8 protein-coding genes, 24 tRNA genes and 6 rRNA genes are annotated in these 20,551 nt (G+C 48.4%); all 38 read right to left on the reverse strand.

Annotated features, from left to right (window positions below):
- Positions 1-110: 110 nt before the first annotated feature.
- Positions 111-311, reverse strand: coding sequence for a hypothetical protein (locus K6T23_RS19260; RefSeq protein ID WP_238282738.1), 201 nt, complete (start codon positions 309-311; stop codon positions 111-113).
- A gap of 70 nt (positions 312-381) precedes the next feature.
- A complete protein-coding gene (locus K6T23_RS19265) occupies positions 382-1,191 on the reverse strand; it encodes a tyrosine-type recombinase/integrase (RefSeq protein ID WP_162244172.1) in 810 nt (269 codons plus the stop codon).
- Positions 1,192-2,038: 847 nt separating this feature from the next.
- Positions 2,039-2,155 (reverse strand): 5S ribosomal RNA (gene rrf, locus K6T23_RS19270).
- A gap of 113 nt (positions 2,156-2,268) precedes the next feature.
- A 23S ribosomal RNA gene (locus tag K6T23_RS19275) occupies positions 2,269-5,202 on the reverse strand.
- A gap of 157 nt (positions 5,203-5,359) precedes the next feature.
- A 16S ribosomal RNA gene (locus K6T23_RS19280) occupies positions 5,360-6,910 on the reverse strand.
- Positions 6,911-7,328: 418 nt separating this feature from the next.
- Positions 7,329-7,445, reverse strand: a 5S ribosomal RNA gene (gene rrf, locus K6T23_RS19285).
- A gap of 113 nt (positions 7,446-7,558) precedes the next feature.
- Positions 7,559-10,492: ribosomal RNA gene (locus tag K6T23_RS19290) — 23S ribosomal RNA — on the reverse strand.
- Between the two features lie 157 nt (positions 10,493-10,649).
- Positions 10,650-12,200, reverse strand: a 16S ribosomal RNA gene (locus K6T23_RS19295).
- The 16S, 23S and 5S rRNA genes sit together here with 24 tRNA genes alongside, the layout of an rRNA operon.
- Before the next feature lie 261 nt (positions 12,201-12,461).
- Positions 12,462-12,536 (reverse strand) — tRNA-Asn (locus K6T23_RS19300).
- An 8-nt stretch (positions 12,537-12,544) separates the two neighbouring features.
- Positions 12,545-12,621 (reverse strand) — tRNA-Ile (locus K6T23_RS19305).
- A 14-nt stretch (positions 12,622-12,635) separates the two neighbouring features.
- Positions 12,636-12,709: transfer RNA gene (locus K6T23_RS19310), tRNA-Gly, on the reverse strand.
- 15 nt (positions 12,710-12,724) lie between these two features.
- Positions 12,725-12,809: transfer RNA gene (locus tag K6T23_RS19315), tRNA-Leu, on the reverse strand.
- A gap of 22 nt (positions 12,810-12,831) precedes the next feature.
- Positions 12,832-12,905 (reverse strand) — tRNA-Cys (locus tag K6T23_RS19320).
- Positions 12,906-12,909: 4 nt separating this feature from the next.
- Positions 12,910-12,984: transfer RNA gene (locus K6T23_RS19325), tRNA-Gln, on the reverse strand.
- Between the two features lie 6 nt (positions 12,985-12,990).
- A tRNA-His gene (locus K6T23_RS19330) sits at positions 12,991-13,066 on the reverse strand.
- Positions 13,067-13,078: 12 nt separating this feature from the next.
- A tRNA-Trp gene (locus K6T23_RS19335) sits at positions 13,079-13,152 on the reverse strand.
- Between the two features lie 42 nt (positions 13,153-13,194).
- Positions 13,195-13,278: transfer RNA gene (locus K6T23_RS19340), tRNA-Tyr, on the reverse strand.
- A gap of 5 nt (positions 13,279-13,283) precedes the next feature.
- Positions 13,284-13,359, reverse strand: a tRNA-Phe gene (locus K6T23_RS19345).
- Positions 13,360-13,393: 34 nt separating this feature from the next.
- A tRNA-Asp gene (locus K6T23_RS19350) sits at positions 13,394-13,470 on the reverse strand.
- A gap of 124 nt (positions 13,471-13,594) precedes the next feature.
- A tRNA-Met gene (locus K6T23_RS19355) sits at positions 13,595-13,668 on the reverse strand.
- A 23-nt stretch (positions 13,669-13,691) separates the two neighbouring features.
- Positions 13,692-13,784 (reverse strand) — tRNA-Ser (locus tag K6T23_RS19360).
- Between the two features lie 11 nt (positions 13,785-13,795).
- Positions 13,796-13,869 (reverse strand) — tRNA-Ile (locus K6T23_RS19365).
- A gap of 20 nt (positions 13,870-13,889) precedes the next feature.
- Positions 13,890-13,963, reverse strand: a tRNA-Met gene (locus tag K6T23_RS19370).
- A 36-nt stretch (positions 13,964-13,999) separates the two neighbouring features.
- Positions 14,000-14,075 (reverse strand) — tRNA-Ala (locus K6T23_RS19375).
- 8 nt (positions 14,076-14,083) lie between these two features.
- A tRNA-Pro gene (locus tag K6T23_RS19380) sits at positions 14,084-14,160 on the reverse strand.
- A gap of 6 nt (positions 14,161-14,166) precedes the next feature.
- Positions 14,167-14,243: transfer RNA gene (locus K6T23_RS19385), tRNA-Arg, on the reverse strand.
- A gap of 90 nt (positions 14,244-14,333) precedes the next feature.
- Positions 14,334-14,408: transfer RNA gene (locus tag K6T23_RS19390), tRNA-Gly, on the reverse strand.
- A 3-nt stretch (positions 14,409-14,411) separates the two neighbouring features.
- Positions 14,412-14,496: transfer RNA gene (locus K6T23_RS19395), tRNA-Leu, on the reverse strand.
- A gap of 10 nt (positions 14,497-14,506) precedes the next feature.
- Positions 14,507-14,582: transfer RNA gene (locus tag K6T23_RS19400), tRNA-Lys, on the reverse strand.
- A 36-nt stretch (positions 14,583-14,618) separates the two neighbouring features.
- Positions 14,619-14,694, reverse strand: a tRNA-Thr gene (locus tag K6T23_RS19405).
- A 103-nt stretch (positions 14,695-14,797) separates the two neighbouring features.
- Positions 14,798-14,873 (reverse strand) — tRNA-Val (locus K6T23_RS19410).
- 3 nt (positions 14,874-14,876) lie between these two features.
- Positions 14,877-14,951 (reverse strand) — tRNA-Glu (locus K6T23_RS19415).
- A 193-nt stretch (positions 14,952-15,144) separates the two neighbouring features.
- Positions 15,145-15,291, reverse strand: a complete 147-nt coding sequence (locus K6T23_RS19420) for a hypothetical protein (RefSeq protein ID WP_156450673.1) — start codon at positions 15,289-15,291, stop codon at positions 15,145-15,147.
- A 156-nt stretch (positions 15,292-15,447) separates the two neighbouring features.
- Positions 15,448-16,206, reverse strand: a complete 759-nt coding sequence (locus K6T23_RS19425) for a TcaA NTF2-like domain-containing protein (protein ID WP_238282748.1) — start codon at positions 16,204-16,206, stop codon at positions 15,448-15,450.
- A gap of 159 nt (positions 16,207-16,365) precedes the next feature.
- Positions 16,366-17,763, reverse strand: coding sequence for a TcaA NTF2-like domain-containing protein (locus K6T23_RS19430; protein ID WP_238282754.1), 1,398 nt, complete (start codon positions 17,761-17,763; stop codon positions 16,366-16,368).
- 30 nt (positions 17,764-17,793) lie between these two features.
- Positions 17,794-18,552, reverse strand: a complete 759-nt coding sequence (locus K6T23_RS19435; protein WP_238282755.1) for a zinc ribbon domain-containing protein — start codon at positions 18,550-18,552, stop codon at positions 17,794-17,796.
- Positions 18,553-18,747: 195 nt separating this feature from the next.
- Positions 18,748-19,548 (reverse strand): TasA family protein, encoded by an 801-nt coding sequence (locus tag K6T23_RS19440; RefSeq protein ID WP_238282757.1) that lies wholly within the window; start codon positions 19,546-19,548, stop codon positions 18,748-18,750.
- Positions 19,549-19,831: 283 nt separating this feature from the next.
- Positions 19,832-20,503 carry a TasA family protein gene (locus K6T23_RS19445; protein WP_238282759.1) on the reverse strand — a complete coding sequence of 224 codons (672 nt, stop codon included), beginning with the start codon at positions 20,501-20,503 and terminating at the stop codon, positions 19,832-19,834.
- Between the last annotated feature and the right edge of the window lie 48 nt (positions 20,504-20,551).

Consider the following 20,551-nt stretch of genomic DNA (forward strand, 5'->3'; position numbering starts at 1 on the left):
AAGCGCTTTCATAAACACGTATTGATTTTCCTCATTCCAACGGAAGTGATTCTCTGTGGCAACTTAAAAAAGGCGGATGGTTTCCCATCCGCCTTGCATGTGCTGTCTTCTTAATCGATAACGCGGCTAACAGACCCTCCACATTGAGCGCAGGTGCCTATCAACAAGACTTTGAAGTCCGCCGAGTCCACGATGTAGTCAATAATCCGCGTGACTCCACAGGTCCGACAAAATACATTTCCTTCAAGCTTTTCACGGATATGGGCCGGAACCGCCATCCATCGTTTCCTTGCCAGTTCATCTTTATCCATAAGCGACACCTCTCATCACGTATCGATTTTCCCTATTACTATATCATACCGCGGAGGAGAATGATGCCCCTCACCCCTCATGGGAAAATGTCTCCCTGATGGCACGCTCAAGCTCGGAACCTTCCACCGCTGTCTTCACGTAGCGCCGCGTCACATTGATATCCCGGTGACCCGCAAGCCTAGAGACCACCTCCAGGCTAACTCCCCGGTCCACAAGCTGCTGACAAAAGGTATGGCGCAGCTTCTGGGCATTCACATGAAATTTCTTCAACATATATTGAACCGATCTTTCCGTCAACCGTTCACGTGACCGCGACACAAACAAGGGACCGACAGGCTGTATTTCATCCAGGTAAGCCGTAAGAGAGGACTTCAACGCATCGGTCAGCGGGATCACCCTCTCATCCCCATGGGTGTCCGACACCCTCAAGACTCCCCGTTCGAGATCCAGATCCGTCAAATCGAGACCGCAAAGTTCAGATACACGTATACCGGTATGAAGAAGAGTGAGGACGATCGCTTCATTGCGGGCATTTCGGCTTTCCCGCACCTCGACCAGGAGACCCTCACACTCTTCCTTTGTGAGCACATCAATCTCATCCTTCTTCGGCGCATGCTTGATCCTGATATCAAGCCCCACATCCGGCCGCTTCAAAAAACGGGTTAGCGTCCGGATCACACCCAGCACCTTATCCGTTGTAATCGGACTCTTTCCCTGCTCTTCCAAATGAATCATATATTCCTGAACATCATCATGGCTGATTTCCATAAGGACCAACCCGCGCTCCCCCAGCCACTGATCAAACTTCTTAAGCTCCTGCTGATACGTCAAAATCGTCTTGCCTGACTTTCCCTCTTTCTCAAGCCACCCTAAAAACATTTCAATCGTACTGCCAGAAGTTCCTCTCAAGAGACCCACCCTTTCACAGCGAAAACGTTCTTTTGTCTAATCCTAGAGAATTGGAAGGAAGAAGTCAACTTCTGTGAAGTTCGGGTAGCATGGTGGAGAGAGTTTTATGTAGACACTCTTTCATGATCACTAGTTAAACATGCGACGTGAATCTATTTCGCAAATAAGTACTGCTTCTCCTATCCCCAGCTCTTTGGACACCGTCTCTTTTCTATCCACTTCGCTGATCATAGACTTCCACAGGTTGTAAAAGCTCTTTTGCTTCTGCGGTTCTCTAGTCGCTACTAAATAGAGGTGTTCGCAAATACGGAGAATGAATAGCAAATTAAAAAATGGGCAGTAATACGCTTCAAAGATAATAAGTGGATTTCCGCAAATAATGTTAAAAATATCGTAAGGAAATCGTTGAATTTCACAGGTGTTTTCGCGCCTGGAGAGGAGAGACGAGTCCTAGAGTGTTCTAAATGGGCATAAGGTGTTGCGAGGAATGTCGAATGATCTCCTATGGAAAAGACGTACCATTGTTTAGAAATAATATCGCTGATAAAAGGTCCCTGTCCGCACGTATCACTCCCCCTTCGCTCGGAACGAAAAAAAGTCGCAACTAAGCGCGGACTCCCCACTAGCCTCATCTCAGGCAGACACCTCTGCCCCTTCCACTTCGCTGATCGCAAACTCCCACAGGTCATTAAACTTTTCGCTCTTCCTGTTGTCTACATGTCTCCTTGCTGATTAGATGCTCCCATCCATTTCATTCCCTCACCAAAAAAAACACAACAAAAAAGCAACCCATCAAATGAGCTGCTTTCTCAATATTGCCTGGCGACGTCCTACTCTCACAGGGGGAGATCCCCCAACTACCATCGGCGCTGAAGAGCTTAACTTCCGTGTTCGGCATGGGAACGGGTGTGACCTCTTCGCCAATGTCACCAGACAGGTATTCCATTGAAAGAATTGTTCTTTCAAAACTAGATAAAGGGTTGATAGTCAATCATTACCGGCGTATCGTCCAGTCCGGGAGACGCGAAGCGCCTCCTTCGTCTTACTTTGGTTAAGTCCTCGATCGATTAGTATCAGTCAGCTCCATGTGTCGCCACACTTCCACCTCTGACCTATCTACCTGATCATCTTTCAGGGATCTTACTCACATAAAGTGATGGGAAATCTCATCTCGAGGGGGGCTTCATGCTTAGATGCTTTCAGCACTTATCCCTTCCGCACATAGCTACCCAGCGATGCCTTTGGCAAGACAACTGGTACACCAGCGGTGCGTCCATCCCGGTCCTCTCGTACTAAGGACAGCTCCTCTCAAATTTCCTGCGCCCACGACGGATAGGGACCGAACTGTCTCACGACGTTCTGAACCCAGCTCGCGTACCGCTTTAATGGGCGAACAGCCCAACCCTTGGGACCGACTACAGCCCCAGGATGCGATGAGCCGACATCGAGGTGCCAAACCTCCCCGTCGATGTGGACTCTTGGGGGAGATAAGCCTGTTATCCCCGGGGTAGCTTTTATCCGTTGAGCGATGGCCCTTCCATGCGGAACCACCGGATCACTAAGCCCGACTTTCGTCCCTGCTCGACTTGTAGGTCTCGCAGTCAAGCTCCCTTGTGCCTTTACACTCTGCGAATGATTTCCAACCATTCTGAGGGAACCTTTGGGCGCCTCCGTTACTCTTTAGGAGGCGACCGCCCCAGTCAAACTGCCCACCTGACACTGTCTCCCACCCCGATAAGGGGCGCGGGTTAGAATGTCAACACAGCCAGGGTAGTATCCCACCGACGCCTCCACCGAAGCTAGCGCTCCGGCTTCCAAGGCTCCTACCTATCCTGTACAAGCTGTGCCAAAATTCAATATCAGGCTACAGTAAAGCTCCACGGGGTCTTTCCGTCCTGTCGCGGGTAACCTGCATCTTCACAGGTACTATAATTTCACCGAGTCTCTCGTTGAGACAGTGCCCAGATCGTTACGCCTTTCGTGCGGGTCGGAACTTACCCGACAAGGAATTTCGCTACCTTAGGACCGTTATAGTTACGGCCGCCGTTTACTGGGGCTTCGATTCGCACCTTCGCTTGCGCTAAGCACTCCTCTTAACCTTCCAGCACCGGGCAGGCGTCAGCCCCTATACTTCGCCTTACGGCTTCGCAGAGACCTGTGTTTTTGCTAAACAGTCGCCTGGGCCTATTCACTGCGGCTCTCTCGGGCTTGCACCCTACCAGAGCACCCCTTCTCCCGAAGTTACGGGGTCATTTTGCCGAGTTCCTTAACGAGAGTTCTCTCGCTCACCTTAGGATTCTCTCCTCGCCTACCTGTGTCGGTTTGCGGTACGGGCACCATCTTCCTCGCTAGAGGCTTTTCTTGGCAGTGTGGAATCAGGAACTTCGCTACTATAATTCGCTCGCTATCACAGCTCAGCCTTCACGATGATGGGATTTGCCTCATCATCAGCCTAACTGCTTAGACGCACATATCCAGCAGTGCGCTTACCCTATCCTCCTGCGTCCCCCCATTGCTCAAATGGAAGAAAGGTGGTACAGGAATATCAACCTGTTGTCCATCGTCTACGCCTATCGGCCTCGACTTAGGTCCCGACTAACCCTGAGCGGACGAGCCTTCCTCAGGAAACCTTAGGCATTCGGTGGATGGGATTCTCACCCATCTTTCGCTACTCATACCGGCATTCTCACTTCTAAGCACTCCACCAGTCCTTACGGTCTAGCTTCGCAGTCCTTAGAACGCTCTCCTACCACTGACACCAAACGGTGTCAATCCACAGCTTCGGTGATACGTTTAGCCCCGGTACATTTTCGGCGCAGAGTCACTCGACCAGTGAGCTATTACGCACTCTTTAAATGGTGGCTGCTTCTAAGCCAACATCCTGGTTGTCTAAGCAACTCCACATCCTTTTCCACTTAACGTATACTTTGGGACCTTAGCTGGTGGTCTGGGCTGTTTCCCTTTCGACTACGGATCTTATCACTCGCAGTCTGACTCCCATGGATAAGTCTTTGGCATTCGGAGTTTGTCTGAATTCGGTAACCCGATGAGGGCCCCTAGTCCAAACAGTGCTCTACCTCCAAGACTCTTACAACATGAGGCTAGCCCTAAAGCTATTTCGGAGAGAACCAGCTATCTCCAGGTTCGATTGGAATTTCTCCGCTACCCACACCTCATCCCCGCACTTTTCAACGTGCGTGGGTTCGGACCTCCATCCAGTGTTACCTGGACTTCATCCTGGACATGGGTAGATCACCTGGTTTCGGGTCTACGACCACATACTCATTCGCCCTATTCAGACTCGCTTTCGCTGCGGCTCCGTCTTCTCAACTTAACCTTGCATGGGATCGTAACTCGCCGGTTCATTCTACAAAAGGCACGCCATCACCCGTTAACGGGCTCTGACTACTTGTAGGCACACGGTTTCAGGTTCTATTTCACTCCCCTTCCGGGGTGCTTTTCACCTTTCCCTCACGGTACTGGTTCACTATCGGTCACTAGGGAGTATTTAGCCTTGGGAGATGGTCCTCCCAGCTTCCGACGGGATTTCACGTGTCCCGCCGTACTCAGGATCCACTCAAGAGGGAACGAAGTTTCGACTACAGGGTTGTTACCTTCTTTGACGAGCCTTTCCAGACTTCTTCGTCTACCCCGTTCCTTTGTAACTCCGTATAGAGTGTCCTACAACCCCAAGAGGCAAGCCTCTTGGTTTGGGCTAATCCCGTTTCGCTCGCCGCTACTCAGGGAATCGCATTTGCTTTCTCTTCCTCCAGGTACTTAGATGTTTCAGTTCCCTGGGTCTGCCTTCCATGCTCTATGTATTCAAGCAAGGATACTGTTCCATTACGAACAGTGGGTTCCCCCATTCGGAAATCTTCGGATCAGCTCACTTACAGCTCCCCGAAGCATATCGGTGTTAGTCCCGTCCTTCGTCGGCTCCTAGTGCCAAGGCATCCACCGTGCGCCCTTATTAACTTAACCGAATTGGTTAAAAACCTAAAATGGCGATACTCGGTAATTTCTTGACTATCAATAAAACTTTATCTAGTTTTCAAAGAACAATATAGAAGATGGATTTAAACCATCAAAACTGAACAAAACTTCGACGTCGTCAAACGTTTTAGTAAATCTTCCTTAGAAAGGAGGTGATCCAGCCGCACCTTCCGATACGGCTACCTTGTTACGACTTCACCCCAATCATCTGTCCCACCTTAGGCGGCTGGCTCCAAAAGGTTACCTCACCGACTTCGGGTGTTACAAACTCTCGTGGTGTGACGGGCGGTGTGTACAAGGCCCGGGAACGTATTCACCGCGGCATGCTGATCCGCGATTACTAGCGATTCCAGCTTCATGTAGGCGAGTTGCAGCCTACAATCCGAACTGAGAACGGTTTTATGGGATTGGCTAAACCTCGCGGTCTTGCAGCCCTTTGTACCGTCCATTGTAGCACGTGTGTAGCCCAGGTCATAAGGGGCATGATGATTTGACGTCATCCCCACCTTCCTCCGGTTTGTCACCGGCAGTCATCTTAGAGTGCCCAACTGAATGCTGGCAACTAAGATCAAGGGTTGCGCTCGTTGCGGGACTTAACCCAACATCTCACGACACGAGCTGACGACAACCATGCACCACCTGTCACTCTGTCCCCCGAAGGGGAAAGCCCTATCTCTAGGGTTGTCAGAGGATGTCAAGACCTGGTAAGGTTCTTCGCGTTGCTTCGAATTAAACCACATGCTCCACCGCTTGTGCGGGCCCCCGTCAATTCCTTTGAGTTTCAGTCTTGCGACCGTACTCCCCAGGCGGAGTGCTTAATGCGTTAGCTGCAGCACTAAAGGGCGGAAACCCTCTAACACTTAGCACTCATCGTTTACGGCGTGGACTACCAGGGTATCTAATCCTGTTTGCTCCCCACGCTTTCGCGCCTCAGTGTCAGTTACAGACCAGAAAGTCGCCTTCGCCACTGGTGTTCCTCCAAATATCTACGCATTTCACCGCTACACTTGGAATTCCACTTTCCTCTTCTGCACTCAAGTTCCCCAGTTTCCAATGACCCTCCACGGTTGAGCCGTGGGCTTTCACATCAGACTTAAGAAACCACCTGCGCGCGCTTTACGCCCAATAATTCCGGACAACGCTTGCCACCTACGTATTACCGCGGCTGCTGGCACGTAGTTAGCCGTGGCTTTCTGGTTAGGTACCGTCAAGGCGCCGCCCTATTCGAACGGCACTTGTTCTTCCCTAACAACAGAGTTTTACGATCCGAAAACCTTCTTCACTCACGCGGCGTTGCTCCGTCAGACTTTCGTCCATTGCGGAAGATTCCCTACTGCTGCCTCCCGTAGGAGTCTGGGCCGTGTCTCAGTCCCAGTGTGGCCGATCACCCTCTCAGGTCGGCTACGCATCGTCGCCTTGGTGAGCCATTACCTCACCAACTAGCTAATGCGCCGCGGGTCCATCTGTAAGTGATAGCCGAAGCCACCTTTCAACCTTCCCCCATGCGGGGGTAGGTGTTATCCGGTATTAGCCCCGGTTTCCCGGAGTTATCCCAGTCTTACAGGCAGGTTACCCACGTGTTACTCACCCGTCCGCCGCTGATCTCAGGGAGCAAGCTCCCATCGATCCGCTCGACTTGCATGTATTAGGCACGCCGCCAGCGTTCGTCCTGAGCCAGGATCAAACTCTCCATAAAAAGTTTGAATAGCTCTTTTAAAAATAAATCTAGAATTAACGTTGACGTGTTTGTCTTGTTTTGTTCAGTTTTCAAGGTTCAAATATCAAGTGCTTCTCTCGAAGCGACCCTTACTACATTACAGTAATCGATGTTCGTTGTCAACACTTTATTTTAAAAAGTTTTTGACGATCATTGCCTCAGCAACAATTACTAGCTTACCAATTAACTTCGTAGAAGTCAACTTCTTTTTAAAACTTTTTAAACTTTATGGTAGAATTCATTCATTTCTAGCAGTTCAAGTATAGAAGTCTAACCGATTATGTTCGTTTTTGTGCACTTACATTGAGGATTAACCCCAACAATCCCCATAGAACCTACATTTTCATTGATTCAAATTAAAAAAGCAACCCATCAAATGAGCTGCTTTCTCAATATTGCCTGGCGACGTCCTACTCTCACAGGGGGAGATCCCCCAACTACCATCGGCGCTGAAGAGCTTAACTTCCGTGTTCGGCATGGGAACGGGTGTGACCTCTTCGCCAATGTCACCAGACAGGTATTCCATTGAAAGAATTGTTCTTTCAAAACTAGATAAAGGGTTGATAGTCAATCATTACCGGCGTATCGTCCAGTCCGGGAGACGCGAAGCGCCTCCTTCGTCTTACTTTGGTTAAGTCCTCGATCGATTAGTATCAGTCAGCTCCATGTGTCGCCACACTTCCACCTCTGACCTATCTACCTGATCATCTTTCAGGGATCTTACTCACATAAAGTGATGGGAAATCTCATCTCGAGGGGGGCTTCATGCTTAGATGCTTTCAGCACTTATCCCTTCCGCACATAGCTACCCAGCGATGCCTTTGGCAAGACAACTGGTACACCAGCGGTGCGTCCATCCCGGTCCTCTCGTACTAAGGACAGCTCCTCTCAAATTTCCTGCGCCCACGACGGATAGGGACCGAACTGTCTCACGACGTTCTGAACCCAGCTCGCGTACCGCTTTAATGGGCGAACAGCCCAACCCTTGGGACCGACTACAGCCCCAGGATGCGATGAGCCGACATCGAGGTGCCAAACCTCCCCGTCGATGTGGACTCTTGGGGGAGATAAGCCTGTTATCCCCGGGGTAGCTTTTATCCGTTGAGCGATGGCCCTTCCATGCGGAACCACCGGATCACTAAGCCCGACTTTCGTCCCTGCTCGACTTGTAGGTCTCGCAGTCAAGCTCCCTTGTGCCTTTACACTCTGCGAATGATTTCCAACCATTCTGAGGGAACCTTTGGGCGCCTCCGTTACTCTTTAGGAGGCGACCGCCCCAGTCAAACTGCCCACCTGACACTGTCTCCCACCCCGATAAGGGGCGCGGGTTAGAATGTCAACACAGCCAGGGTAGTATCCCACCGACGCCTCCACCGAAGCTAGCGCTCCGGCTTCCAAGGCTCCTACCTATCCTGTACAAGCTGTGCCAAAATTCAATATCAGGCTACAGTAAAGCTCCACGGGGTCTTTCCGTCCTGTCGCGGGTAACCTGCATCTTCACAGGTACTATAATTTCACCGAGTCTCTCGTTGAGACAGTGCCCAGATCGTTACGCCTTTCGTGCGGGTCGGAACTTACCCGACAAGGAATTTCGCTACCTTAGGACCGTTATAGTTACGGCCGCCGTTTACTGGGGCTTCGATTCGCACCTTCGCTTGCGCTAAGCACTCCTCTTAACCTTCCAGCACCGGGCAGGCGTCAGCCCCTATACTTCGCCTTACGGCTTCGCAGAGACCTGTGTTTTTGCTAAACAGTCGCCTGGGCCTATTCACTGCGGCTCTCTCGGGCTTGCACCCTACCAGAGCACCCCTTCTCCCGAAGTTACGGGGTCATTTTGCCGAGTTCCTTAACGAGAGTTCTCTCGCTCACCTTAGGATTCTCTCCTCGCCTACCTGTGTCGGTTTGCGGTACGGGCACCATCTTCCTCGCTAGAGGCTTTTCTTGGCAGTGTGGAATCAGGAACTTCGCTACTATAATTCGCTCGCTATCACAGCTCAGCCTTCACGATGATGGGATTTGCCTCATCATCAGCCTAACTGCTTAGACGCACATATCCAGCAGTGCGCTTACCCTATCCTCCTGCGTCCCCCCATTGCTCAAATGGAAGAAAGGTGGTACAGGAATATCAACCTGTTGTCCATCGTCTACGCCTATCGGCCTCGACTTAGGTCCCGACTAACCCTGAGCGGACGAGCCTTCCTCAGGAAACCTTAGGCATTCGGTGGATGGGATTCTCACCCATCTTTCGCTACTCATACCGGCATTCTCACTTCTAAGCACTCCACCAGTCCTTACGGTCTAGCTTCGCAGTCCTTAGAACGCTCTCCTACCACTGACACCAAACGGTGTCAATCCACAGCTTCGGTGATACGTTTAGCCCCGGTACATTTTCGGCGCAGAGTCACTCGACCAGTGAGCTATTACGCACTCTTTAAATGGTGGCTGCTTCTAAGCCAACATCCTGGTTGTCTAAGCAACTCCACATCCTTTTCCACTTAACGTATACTTTGGGACCTTAGCTGGTGGTCTGGGCTGTTTCCCTTTCGACTACGGATCTTATCACTCGCAGTCTGACTCCCATGGATAAGTCTTTGGCATTCGGAGTTTGTCTGAATTCGGTAACCCGATGAGGGCCCCTAGTCCAAACAGTGCTCTACCTCCAAGACTCTTACAACATGAGGCTAGCCCTAAAGCTATTTCGGAGAGAACCAGCTATCTCCAGGTTCGATTGGAATTTCTCCGCTACCCACACCTCATCCCCGCACTTTTCAACGTGCGTGGGTTCGGACCTCCATCCAGTGTTACCTGGACTTCATCCTGGACATGGGTAGATCACCTGGTTTCGGGTCTACGACCACATACTCATTCGCCCTATTCAGACTCGCTTTCGCTGCGGCTCCGTCTTCTCAACTTAACCTTGCATGGGATCGTAACTCGCCGGTTCATTCTACAAAAGGCACGCCATCACCCGTTAACGGGCTCTGACTACTTGTAGGCACACGGTTTCAGGTTCTATTTCACTCCCCTTCCGGGGTGCTTTTCACCTTTCCCTCACGGTACTGGTTCACTATCGGTCACTAGGGAGTATTTAGCCTTGGGAGATGGTCCTCCCAGCTTCCGACGGGATTTCACGTGTCCCGCCGTACTCAGGATCCACTCAAGAGGGAACGAAGTTTCGACTACAGGGTTGTTACCTTCTTTGACGAGCCTTTCCAGACTTCTTCGTCTACCCCGTTCCTTTGTAACTCCGTATAGAGTGTCCTACAACCCCAAGAGGCAAGCCTCTTGGTTTGGGCTAATCCCGTTTCGCTCGCCGCTACTCAGGGAATCGCATTTGCTTTCTCTTCCTCCAGGTACTTAGATGTTTCAGTTCCCTGGGTCTGCCTTCCATGCTCTATGTATTCAAGCAAGGATACTGTTCCATTACGAACAGTGGGTTCCCCCATTCGGAAATCTTCGGATCAGCTCACTTACAGCTCCCCGAAGCATATCGGTGTTAGTCCCGTCCTTCGTCGGCTCCTAGTGCCAAGGCATCCACCGTGCGCCCTTATTAACTTAACCGAATTGGTTAAAAACCTAAAATGGCGATACTCGGTAATTTCTTGACTATCAATAAAACTTTATCTAGTTTTCAAAGAACAATATAGAAGATGGATTTAAACCATCAAAACTGAACAAAACTTCGACGTCGTCAAACGTTTTAGTAAATCTTCCTTAGAAAGGAGGTGATCCAGCCGCACCTTCCGATACGGCTACCTTGTTACGACTTCACCCCAATCATCTGTCCCACCTTAGGCGGCTGGCTCCAAAAGGTTACCTCACCGACTTCGGGTGTTACAAACTCTCGTGGTGTGACGGGCGGTGTGTACAAGGCCCGGGAACGTATTCACCGCGGCATGCTGATCCGCGATTACTAGCGATTCCAGCTTCATGTAGGCGAGTTGCAGCCTACAATCCGAACTGAGAACGGTTTTATGGGATTGGCTAAACCTCGCGGTCTTGCAGCCCTTTGTACCGTCCATTGTAGCACGTGTGTAGCCCAGGTCATAAGGGGCATGATGATTTGACGTCATCCCCACCTTCCTCCGGTTTGTCACCGGCAGTCATCTTAGAGTGCCCAACTGAATGCTGGCAACTAAGATCAAGGGTTGCGCTCGTTGCGGGACTTAACCCAACATCTCACGACACGAGCTGACGACAACCATGCACCACCTGTCACTCTGTCCCCCGAAGGGGAAAGCCCTATCTCTAGGGTTGTCAGAGGATGTCAAGACCTGGTAAGGTTCTTCGCGTTGCTTCGAATTAAACCACATGCTCCACCGCTTGTGCGGGCCCCCGTCAATTCCTTTGAGTTTCAGTCTTGCGACCGTACTCCCCAGGCGGAGTGCTTAATGCGTTAGCTGCAGCACTAAAGGGCGGAAACCCTCTAACACTTAGCACTCATCGTTTACGGCGTGGACTACCAGGGTATCTAATCCTGTTTGCTCCCCACGCTTTCGCGCCTCAGTGTCAGTTACAGACCAGAAAGTCGCCTTCGCCACTGGTGTTCCTCCAAATATCTACGCATTTCACCGCTACACTTGGAATTCCACTTTCCTCTTCTGCACTCAAGTTCCCCAGTTTCCAATGACCCTCCACGGTTGAGCCGTGGGCTTTCACATCAGACTTAAGAAACCACCTGCGCGCGCTTTACGCCCAATAATTCCGGACAACGCTTGCCACCTACGTATTACCGCGGCTGCTGGCACGTAGTTAGCCGTGGCTTTCTGGTTAGGTACCGTCAAGGCGCCGCCCTATTCGAACGGCACTTGTTCTTCCCTAACAACAGAGTTTTACGATCCGAAAACCTTCTTCACTCACGCGGCGTTGCTCCGTCAGACTTTCGTCCATTGCGGAAGATTCCCTACTGCTGCCTCCCGTAGGAGTCTGGGCCGTGTCTCAGTCCCAGTGTGGCCGATCACCCTCTCAGGTCGGCTACGCATCGTCGCCTTGGTGAGCCATTACCTCACCAACTAGCTAATGCGCCGCGGGTCCATCTGTAAGTGATAGCCGAAGCCACCTTTCAACCTTCCCCCATGCGGGGGTAGGTGTTATCCGGTATTAGCCCCGGTTTCCCGGAGTTATCCCAGTCTTACAGGCAGGTTACCCACGTGTTACTCACCCGTCCGCCGCTGATCTCAGGGAGCAAGCTCCCATCGATCCGCTCGACTTGCATGTATTAGGCACGCCGCCAGCGTTCGTCCTGAGCCAGGATCAAACTCTCCATAAAAAGTTTGAATAGCTCTTTTAAAAATAAATCTAGAATTAACGTTGACGTGTTTGTCTTGTTTTGTTCAGTTTTCAAGGTTCAAATATCAAGTGCTTCTCTCGAAGCGACCCTTACTATATTACAGTAATCGATGTTTGTTGTCAATACTTTATTTTAAAAAGTTTTTGACGACATTGCCTCAGCAACAATTACCAGCTTACCAATTAACTTCGCAGAAGTCAACTTCTTTTTCAAACTTTTTCAAAAAATTTTAAAAAGAAATGGCTCCGCAGGCAAGATTCGAACTTGCGACCGATCGGTTAACAGCCGATAGCTCTACCACTGAGCTACTGCGGAATGGTAGATGGTGGGCCTAAGTGGACTCGAACCACCGACCTCACGCTTATCAGGCGTGCGCTCTAACCAGCTGAGCTATAGGCCCGCATGAAAATAAATTGGAGCGGGTGATGGGAATCGAACCCACGACATCAGCTTGGAAGGCTGAGGTTTTACCATTAAACTACACCCGCATGTTAAATTGAAAATGGTACCGGTGGCCGGGGTCGAACCGGCACTCCTTACGGAACACGATTTTGAGTCGTGCGCGTCTGCCTATTCCGCCACACCGGCAGGTGCTGAAAAAAAATAAAATTGGAGGCGGTAACCGGATTTGAACCGGTGGTGAAGGTTTTGCAGACCTCTGCCTTACCACTTGGCTATACCGCCTTATTGGCTGGGCTAGCTGGATTCGAACCAACGCATGTCGCAGTCAAAGTGCGATGCCTTACCGCTTGGCTATAGCCCAATAATATGGGGCGACTGATGGGAATCGAACCCACGAATGCCGGAACCACAATCCGGTGCGTTAACCACTTCGCCACAATCGCCATGTGTTTTTTTGGCAGGGGCAGTAGGAATCGAACCCACACCAAAGGTTTTGGAGACCTTCGTTCTACCGTTAAACTATGCCCCTATATAGATCGTTCTATACTTGAACCTAGTTCAAGAAAACAAATGGTGGAGGGGGGCAGATTCGAACTGCCGAACCCGAAGGAGCGGATTTACAGTCCGCCGCGTTTAGCCACTTCGCTACCCCTCCATCAATGGTGGCTCAGGACGGAATCGAACCGCCGACACATGGATTTTCAGTCCATTGCTCTACCAACTGAGCTACTGAGCCATAAAAGGTCTTTGTTACATATAAAAAAGATAAATGGCGGTCCGGACGGGACTCGAACCCGCGACCTCCTGCGTGACAGGCAGGCATTCTAACCAACTGAACTACCGGACCAAAGCTTTTTGCGATAGCAAAATAGCTATCATTAGTATTCGCATTAGCGAAATAAACATCAATGTGCTGCGATAGCAAAGCTATCATTGTCACTACATCCCGATCCTCTCGGATCAACATGGTATTGCGGGGACAGGATTTGAACCTGCGACCTTCGGGTTATGAGCCCGACGAGCTACCGAACTGCTCCACCCCGCGACGATAAAAGATGAAAGGAAATATGGAGGAGGAAGGGGGATTCGAACCCCCGCGGGCTTTGACACCCCTGTCGGTTTTCAAGACCGATCCCTTCAGCCGGACTTGGGTATTCCTCCGTATGTATAAATGGACCCTGCAGGACTCGAACCTGCGACCGGACGGTTATGAGCCGTCTGCTCTAACCAACTGAGCTAAGGGTCCAAAGCATAACCGTATGTAAATAGCGGCGGAGGGGATCGAACCCCCGACCTCACGGGTATGAACCGTACGCTCTAGCCAGCTGAGCTACACCGCCATGATGAATAACCTATATGTTCGATCAAAGGATCGTTGGTGGAGCCTAGCGGGATCGAACCGCTGACCTCCTGCGTGCAAAGCAGGCGCTCTCCCAGCTGAGCTAAGGCCCCAAAGAAAGTGGTCGGGAAGACAGGATTCGAACCTGCGACCCCTTGGTCCCAAACCAAGTGCTCTACCAAGCTGAGCTACTTCCCGATATAATGGCGCGCCCGAGAGGAGTCGAACCCCTAACCTTTTGATCCGTAGTCAAACGCTCTATCCAATTGAGCTACGGGCGCACGTATTTATTATCCTGCATCAAGTGAATCCAATGAAGGATTGTAAACCTGTGCTTCTGTCGGTCCGCCAATGCGGCGAGGCAACAATAATGGAGCGGAAGACGGGATTCGAACCCGCGACCCCCACCTTGGCAAGGTGGTGTTCTACCACTGAACTACTTCCGCATATGGTGCGGGTGAAGGGACTTGAACCCCCACGCCTTGCGGCGCCAGATCCTAAGTCTGGTGCGTCTGCCAATTCCGCCACACCCGCATGATACAAATGGTGAGCCATGAAGGATTCGAACCTTCGACCCTCTGATTAAAAGTCAGATGCTCTACCAACTGAGCTAATGGCTCGTTCTGCTTGCTTTGTCCAAACCAATCGAACAAAAGTGGTGCCGGCAAGAGGACTTGAACCCCCAACCTACTGATTACAAGTCAGTTGCTCTACCAGTTGAGCTACACCGGCATGGTGTATAATCGTTCTTTTCGCTTTGCCTTAACATCTGCGCAAAGGTTAAGAACTTAATGGTAAGTTATTGTCACTCCGCTTGCGCTTCGTGAAAAAACTATGGTGGAGGATGACGGGATCGAACCGCCGACCCTCTGCTTGTAAGGCAGATGCTCTCCCAGCTGAGCTAATCCTCCAAATGGTGACCCATACGGGATTCGAACCCGTGTTACCGCCGTGAAAGGGCGGTGTCTTAACCGCTTGACCAATGGGCCGTTATGTATGCGTCTCTTAAGGACAAGAATTACTATATCATCTTATTTCGCAGAAGTCAACTTCTTTTCAAAAATATTTCACCGAACGAGTTCGTTTTTTTTCAGCCGGTTGACTGCTAGAAGATTAAGATACCACATATAGGAGTGTTTCCACAATATAAATGTGGTGGTTTTCTAAAAATAAAAAAGACAGCTACAAGAGCTGTACAAGTTTGTCTCCGTGATATCTGGATTTTTCCTGATATTTATTCAACAAACTGCTGTCGTGGGTCGTATCCAGACGGTAATTGAAGGTGAAGAACCAGAACTTATGCCATTCCCTTAAAAATGTACGAAGCATCGCGATCCCTCCTGGTTGGTTAATCTTGTTGCCTTTAGTTTATCAAAGGAATGTAAAGATTATGCTAAGGACGGGTTTGAATGATGTAAAGTTTAATGTGGCAACCATACTGCCCCGCCTTCACCGGGCAGTCCCCTTAGATTTCATTGGTCTCGATCAGCTCCCATACCTGCAGGACGCCGGCAGAATCTGTGATCCATACGTTGTCTTGTAGCTTTTACGGGACACATCTCCAGACGAATCGTAGATATCGAAGGTCTCCTGTGTGGTGACGAGGTAATCGCTACCGTCTTCTTCTATACTAATAACCTTAAAATCAATGACTTCCTCCTTTATATCATTTTCATAAAGATACTCAATAAAATCCCTGGACTCTGCGTAAGCTTCTCCATCGGGATGATGCATGTACTCGACTAGCCAAAAATCCCCCTCGTTCCTCGCATGTGCGCTCTCATACGTATAATCTTCTATAAAGGTGCGGATATTTCCCTCCGTTTCTTCTGCTTCCAGAGCCTCTATAGCTTCCTGTTCGAAAGCTTCTTCCTCTGCTTCGCGAATGTCATCAAGCTCGGGATACTGAAACGTTAGGAAATTAGGTCCGGACGTTTGAATCTTCTGCGGGACAGACTTATAGGTTTTTCCTTTATACTCGAACTCCCCTGTAGCTGTGACAGAACCATCGGTCGCAAATGGGCCGAGTGGCGTATCATGTGGAAGCTTTTCTTGCTTCTTTCCATTAATGAGTAGCACGCTGATTTCATCGTACTCATCGACATAGACATATCCCGCTCCAAAATCAATGCTCACCTCAAGTTCATTTTCACAGGCTTCATTGAAGGAAAGATCTTGTTTTTCTTTAAAGGTGGAATAGCTTCCGTCAAACGTCCCTGTGAGCGGCCGTTCCCCCGGCAGCACTCCTTTTATAACGTGATTTCCCTCACTGATAGTGGTCTTTTTCTAAAATCCCGTTCAGTCCGACACATCGTTTCTATCAATATGGTAGATAGAGGATCGATTCATAAAAAAAGATGATCCCCTCTTGGATGGGAATCATCTTCTTCATGCATTTCATATCTATTGTTCGTCCGTATCGATCAGCTTATTGACCTGATAGCCATCTTCAGTCGATATCACTTTGTAGATCGTATCAAACGTACTCTCATTCTCACTGCCGTCGGATTTCGTGATGCTGAAAGTGTCTTCGAGGTGAACAATGTAGGCATCGCCGTCTTCTTCAATATCACCGACGGTCACATCGATGACATCTTCTTTTGTACCGGCCTTAAACAGGTCCGCTGCGTACTGTTCAGCCTGTCCGTATGCTTCACCGTCTGGGTCATGGTATGCTGCGGCACCGGAGAAGTCCCCGGTGTTCCTGGCTTCTACGATTGCATAGGTGTAGTCTTCTATGAACTCCGTCAGTTCGGCATCCACATCAGGCTCCTCTTCTTCCTCGTCCCATGGGCTGTACCATGCAGCATCCTGCTCCTTGATGAGTTCAGGATACTCAAAGTACAGATAGTCAGAAGAAAGATTCGTCACTTTGATAGCATCGGACGTATATGTCTTATCCTTGACCGTATGCTCGGCGACGATTTCTACTGAACCGTCCGTCGGGAACGGTCCGATCGGCGTCTCATATTTCACCTGATCTTTCATCTTCTTCCCATTGATGAGGAGTGCAGACACCTCTTCACTGTCATATTCATCAAGGAAGACGTATTTCCCTGAGAAATCGATGGTCAGATCGAGCTGGTTTTCCGTTGCATCGGTGAAGTCCAGCTCCTCTTCTTCCTTAAACGTCGAGTACGGGGTCTTCAATGAAGCAGAAAGCTTCGATTCACCGGGTAAAAGCCCGGTAAGCTCTGCCTGCTTATCCTTTGCTTCGTTTTCCTGGCCTTTCAAGGCAACGGTATATGCGTCCAGGTTGGCATCCGTCACCACATGGAATGGGATGACTTTAAGAGTGTATGTATCATAAATGCCAAGGAATTTCTTACCCTTGGTAAAATGGAAAAGTTCATTTCCTTGCTCATCGGTGATCTTCGCTGCAGCTGAAGTCCCTTCTTTAATGGAAGCAGCCTGTCCTTCGAGTTGATTCACAAGATCCGGGAGGTCTCCCTGAAGATAGGCAAGATACTTCTTCACTTCTTTATCGCCCGTATCCTGTTTAATGTCCTGGAGATCGAATACTTCCTTTGCCTTCTTCACGTTTTTATCTTTTACTGCTACTGTGAACCCATCGACTAATTTATCCGGTGAGTGGGCTGCCTTCACGTAGAAATGGCCGGCTGTTCCTGCTGCAATCAGGACGAGGATGCTCGCAGTCATGATTTTCTGCAGCGTGGTCCACGGCTTCCTTGGCTTTGATGGTGCCTGCTTTTCTACCGATGCTGAAAGAGGAGTCCCACAGTTCTTACAGAACTTCTTCCCTTCATTAAACTCCGCACCGCAATTCTTACAAAATCCCATTTGCATGTCCCTCTTTCTTTCATTGCTCTATTAGAATGGAGAAGAAAAGATGCCAAGGTTATCAATCATATTCATGATGAACCCTCTTAAAATCAAAGCGAATACGATAAATGATGCCACGTACGTCAGGATGATCCCGTAAAGAGGGTCAAACTTAGAGGCAATGTTCCTTGTATAACTCATGACAACGATCGCAGGGGCGGTGAAGATGGCACCGAACAATCCGAGTCCCAAAACGAATACAAATTCATAAATCTCAAACAGGGACATGAGCAGTCCGAGTACAAACACAGCAATGAACGGTACTAAAATAGCACCGAATCTGGCTACGGCAGACTTGAACGTCACTTGCACCCCAACCACCTTCACTGCACAGAATGTGAAGACACTCATAAGGAAAACGAAAACCGCCATCGCAAGGGTAGGCTTAATCACGATGGTAAGGAAAGCTGAATCCATATACCGTCCATACTCCCCAAGAGCAACATACATGGAAAGAGGAAGAATTAAAGAATAAAGGATGATTGTAATAAGGCCGTTCACAAAATGCTCTTCACCGATCCGGCTCCCCTTGGCTAGCGGTGATTTCAGTAGACTCATAAAATAACCGAAATAAAGCTTGGACACATTCTTCGCTTTCTCAATATGCTCGTTGGGACGGACAGTCTCTACACTAGCTGCCGAAGCCCCTCCCACCACAACCGCTTCCCCTTCTGTCAATCTCGTACCGCACTTCTCACAAAAGTTTCCGCCATCATTCTGATGATGACAATTCGGACATGTCCCCATTTAAACAACCCTTCCTGATTCTTATTTACTAATACTTTAGAATTACACTTCCACTTTTTAGTTTCGGCAGAAAAAGGGAATTGTGAAGTTCTTTTGTGAAAAAATAGAGATTTATTTAACGTAGGGAAGTGAATACACCACACGATTTTTCACATACAAAAAAACAGACCACTAGGGCCTGTTTTTTCAAAAAGGTCAGTCGGTTACTGGATTGTCATCAAATTCTCCAGATCCAGAGGTATTATCCCGTGGCAATCTATTGTCTTGTACTTGTTTTCCATTGTTTATTTTTCCATTCGCATCATCTATTTTAATCTTAATACCCTTCCATTGAGTGGCTTCGAGATCGAAGAAGAAATCAATGCTATTGTTCATGAATTGGTTTTGATCATACTCACCATCGGCATTCTTCGATTTATCATTCTTGAATGAAATTTCAATTTTCACCGAGTTTTTACTATCACTGATTAAGCCTTGATCGGTGTGTTTTGAACCGATTGGTGCCAGATTAATGCGATTCCCTACTAAATACTCTTTCTTCACCTTACCAGTTAATTTCCCTGTATAGAGATCATATAATGTGACATCTTTTGATTTCAAGATGGAGTCCCGCCCATAGTTGTAACCTTCATGGTCTTGATCCACTTTAAACACTTGGATTTCAAACTGCTTTAAGTAATCCTCCAATGTAGACCCATTATCTCCGTTTGTGAATTCCTCTGCCCTCACATTCATCAATACCTCTTTAATGGCTACCGATCCAACATTTCTTAGTTTAAATACCCTTTCCACACTGTCTCCTGGCTTCATATTACCCAGATCAAAGTTAACGGGTTTATTCTTGCCGCCCTTTACATCGAGCTCTAAGGTGCCAGACGCAAAGTGATTGTTAACTGTCTTTACATCATTGAACGCCGCGAAGGTCCCTCCACCAATCAAAGATAATCCCAATGCTGCCGTTGCTACACCAAGTCCCAGTTTCTTTTTAATACTCATGTTTCATTTCCTCCCTCTGCCCATTCCGGGTATGTATAATCTATTGAATCCTAATTAAATAGGAGAACAATCATTTTATATTAGAATGAAGTGAGTTTAGTGGGGATAATAGATGAAAAACCACCTCGCTAAATTCTTTAACGAACTAAATTTCCTTTATAATGAACAAACCTCTTAAAAAATTTTCCCTTTCTTTCTTCACTTATAGAGCTATAACTTTACTTATGGTTTTCCTTATTAATACTCATGCTTAATTTTCCCGTTTACTTTTTACTCATTACATTTATTGAGTTGCTTCAAAAATAATATCGAAGTTTACTGTATTATTCATAAATTTATTCTGATAAAACTCACCGTTATCATTTTTACTGCTATCCTCTTTAAATTTGATCATTATGACAAGTGTATTACCTTTCGATGTAGAGGATCTTGAATTGTTACTTATACCAATAGGTGCCAAATTCACTTTGCCTTCAGTCATATACCTACCTTTAATTTTCCCACTCAAATCACCCTTTACTAGATCCTTAAGAGTGACACTCGTATTTTCCTTAATCAGAGAGTTTTTGTCATTGTATTCACCATCATTCTTAGAATGAACATTGTATAATGTTATTTCAAATTGGTTCAAAAAATCCTCTAATGTTGCACCACTATCATTATTTGAATACTCTTTAGCTTTGACTGTCATAAAAATATTCTCTATTAATATTGTTCCAGCATTTTCAAGCCTATATTTCCTTTGCACGCTATCCCCTGGTTTCATATTTGAAATATCGAAGTGGTTCGGTTTATTACCTTCATTACTCCCCACACTAAGTTTTAGTGTTCCAGATGCAAAATGATTATTCACTGTGGCAGTATCATTAAACGCCGCAAATGTCCCTCCACCGATTAAAGATAGCCCCAATACTGCTGATGACATCCCAACCCCTAACTTTTTCTTGATAGTCATTTCCTATCCTCCACTCTATTCCCGTTTATCTGGTGTCCTGATTGATTC

The sequence above is a fragment of the Rossellomorea marisflavi genome (assembly GCF_022170785.1).
In the GTDB taxonomy this organism is placed as follows: Bacteria; Bacillota; Bacilli; order Bacillales; family Bacillaceae_B; genus Rossellomorea; species Rossellomorea marisflavi_B.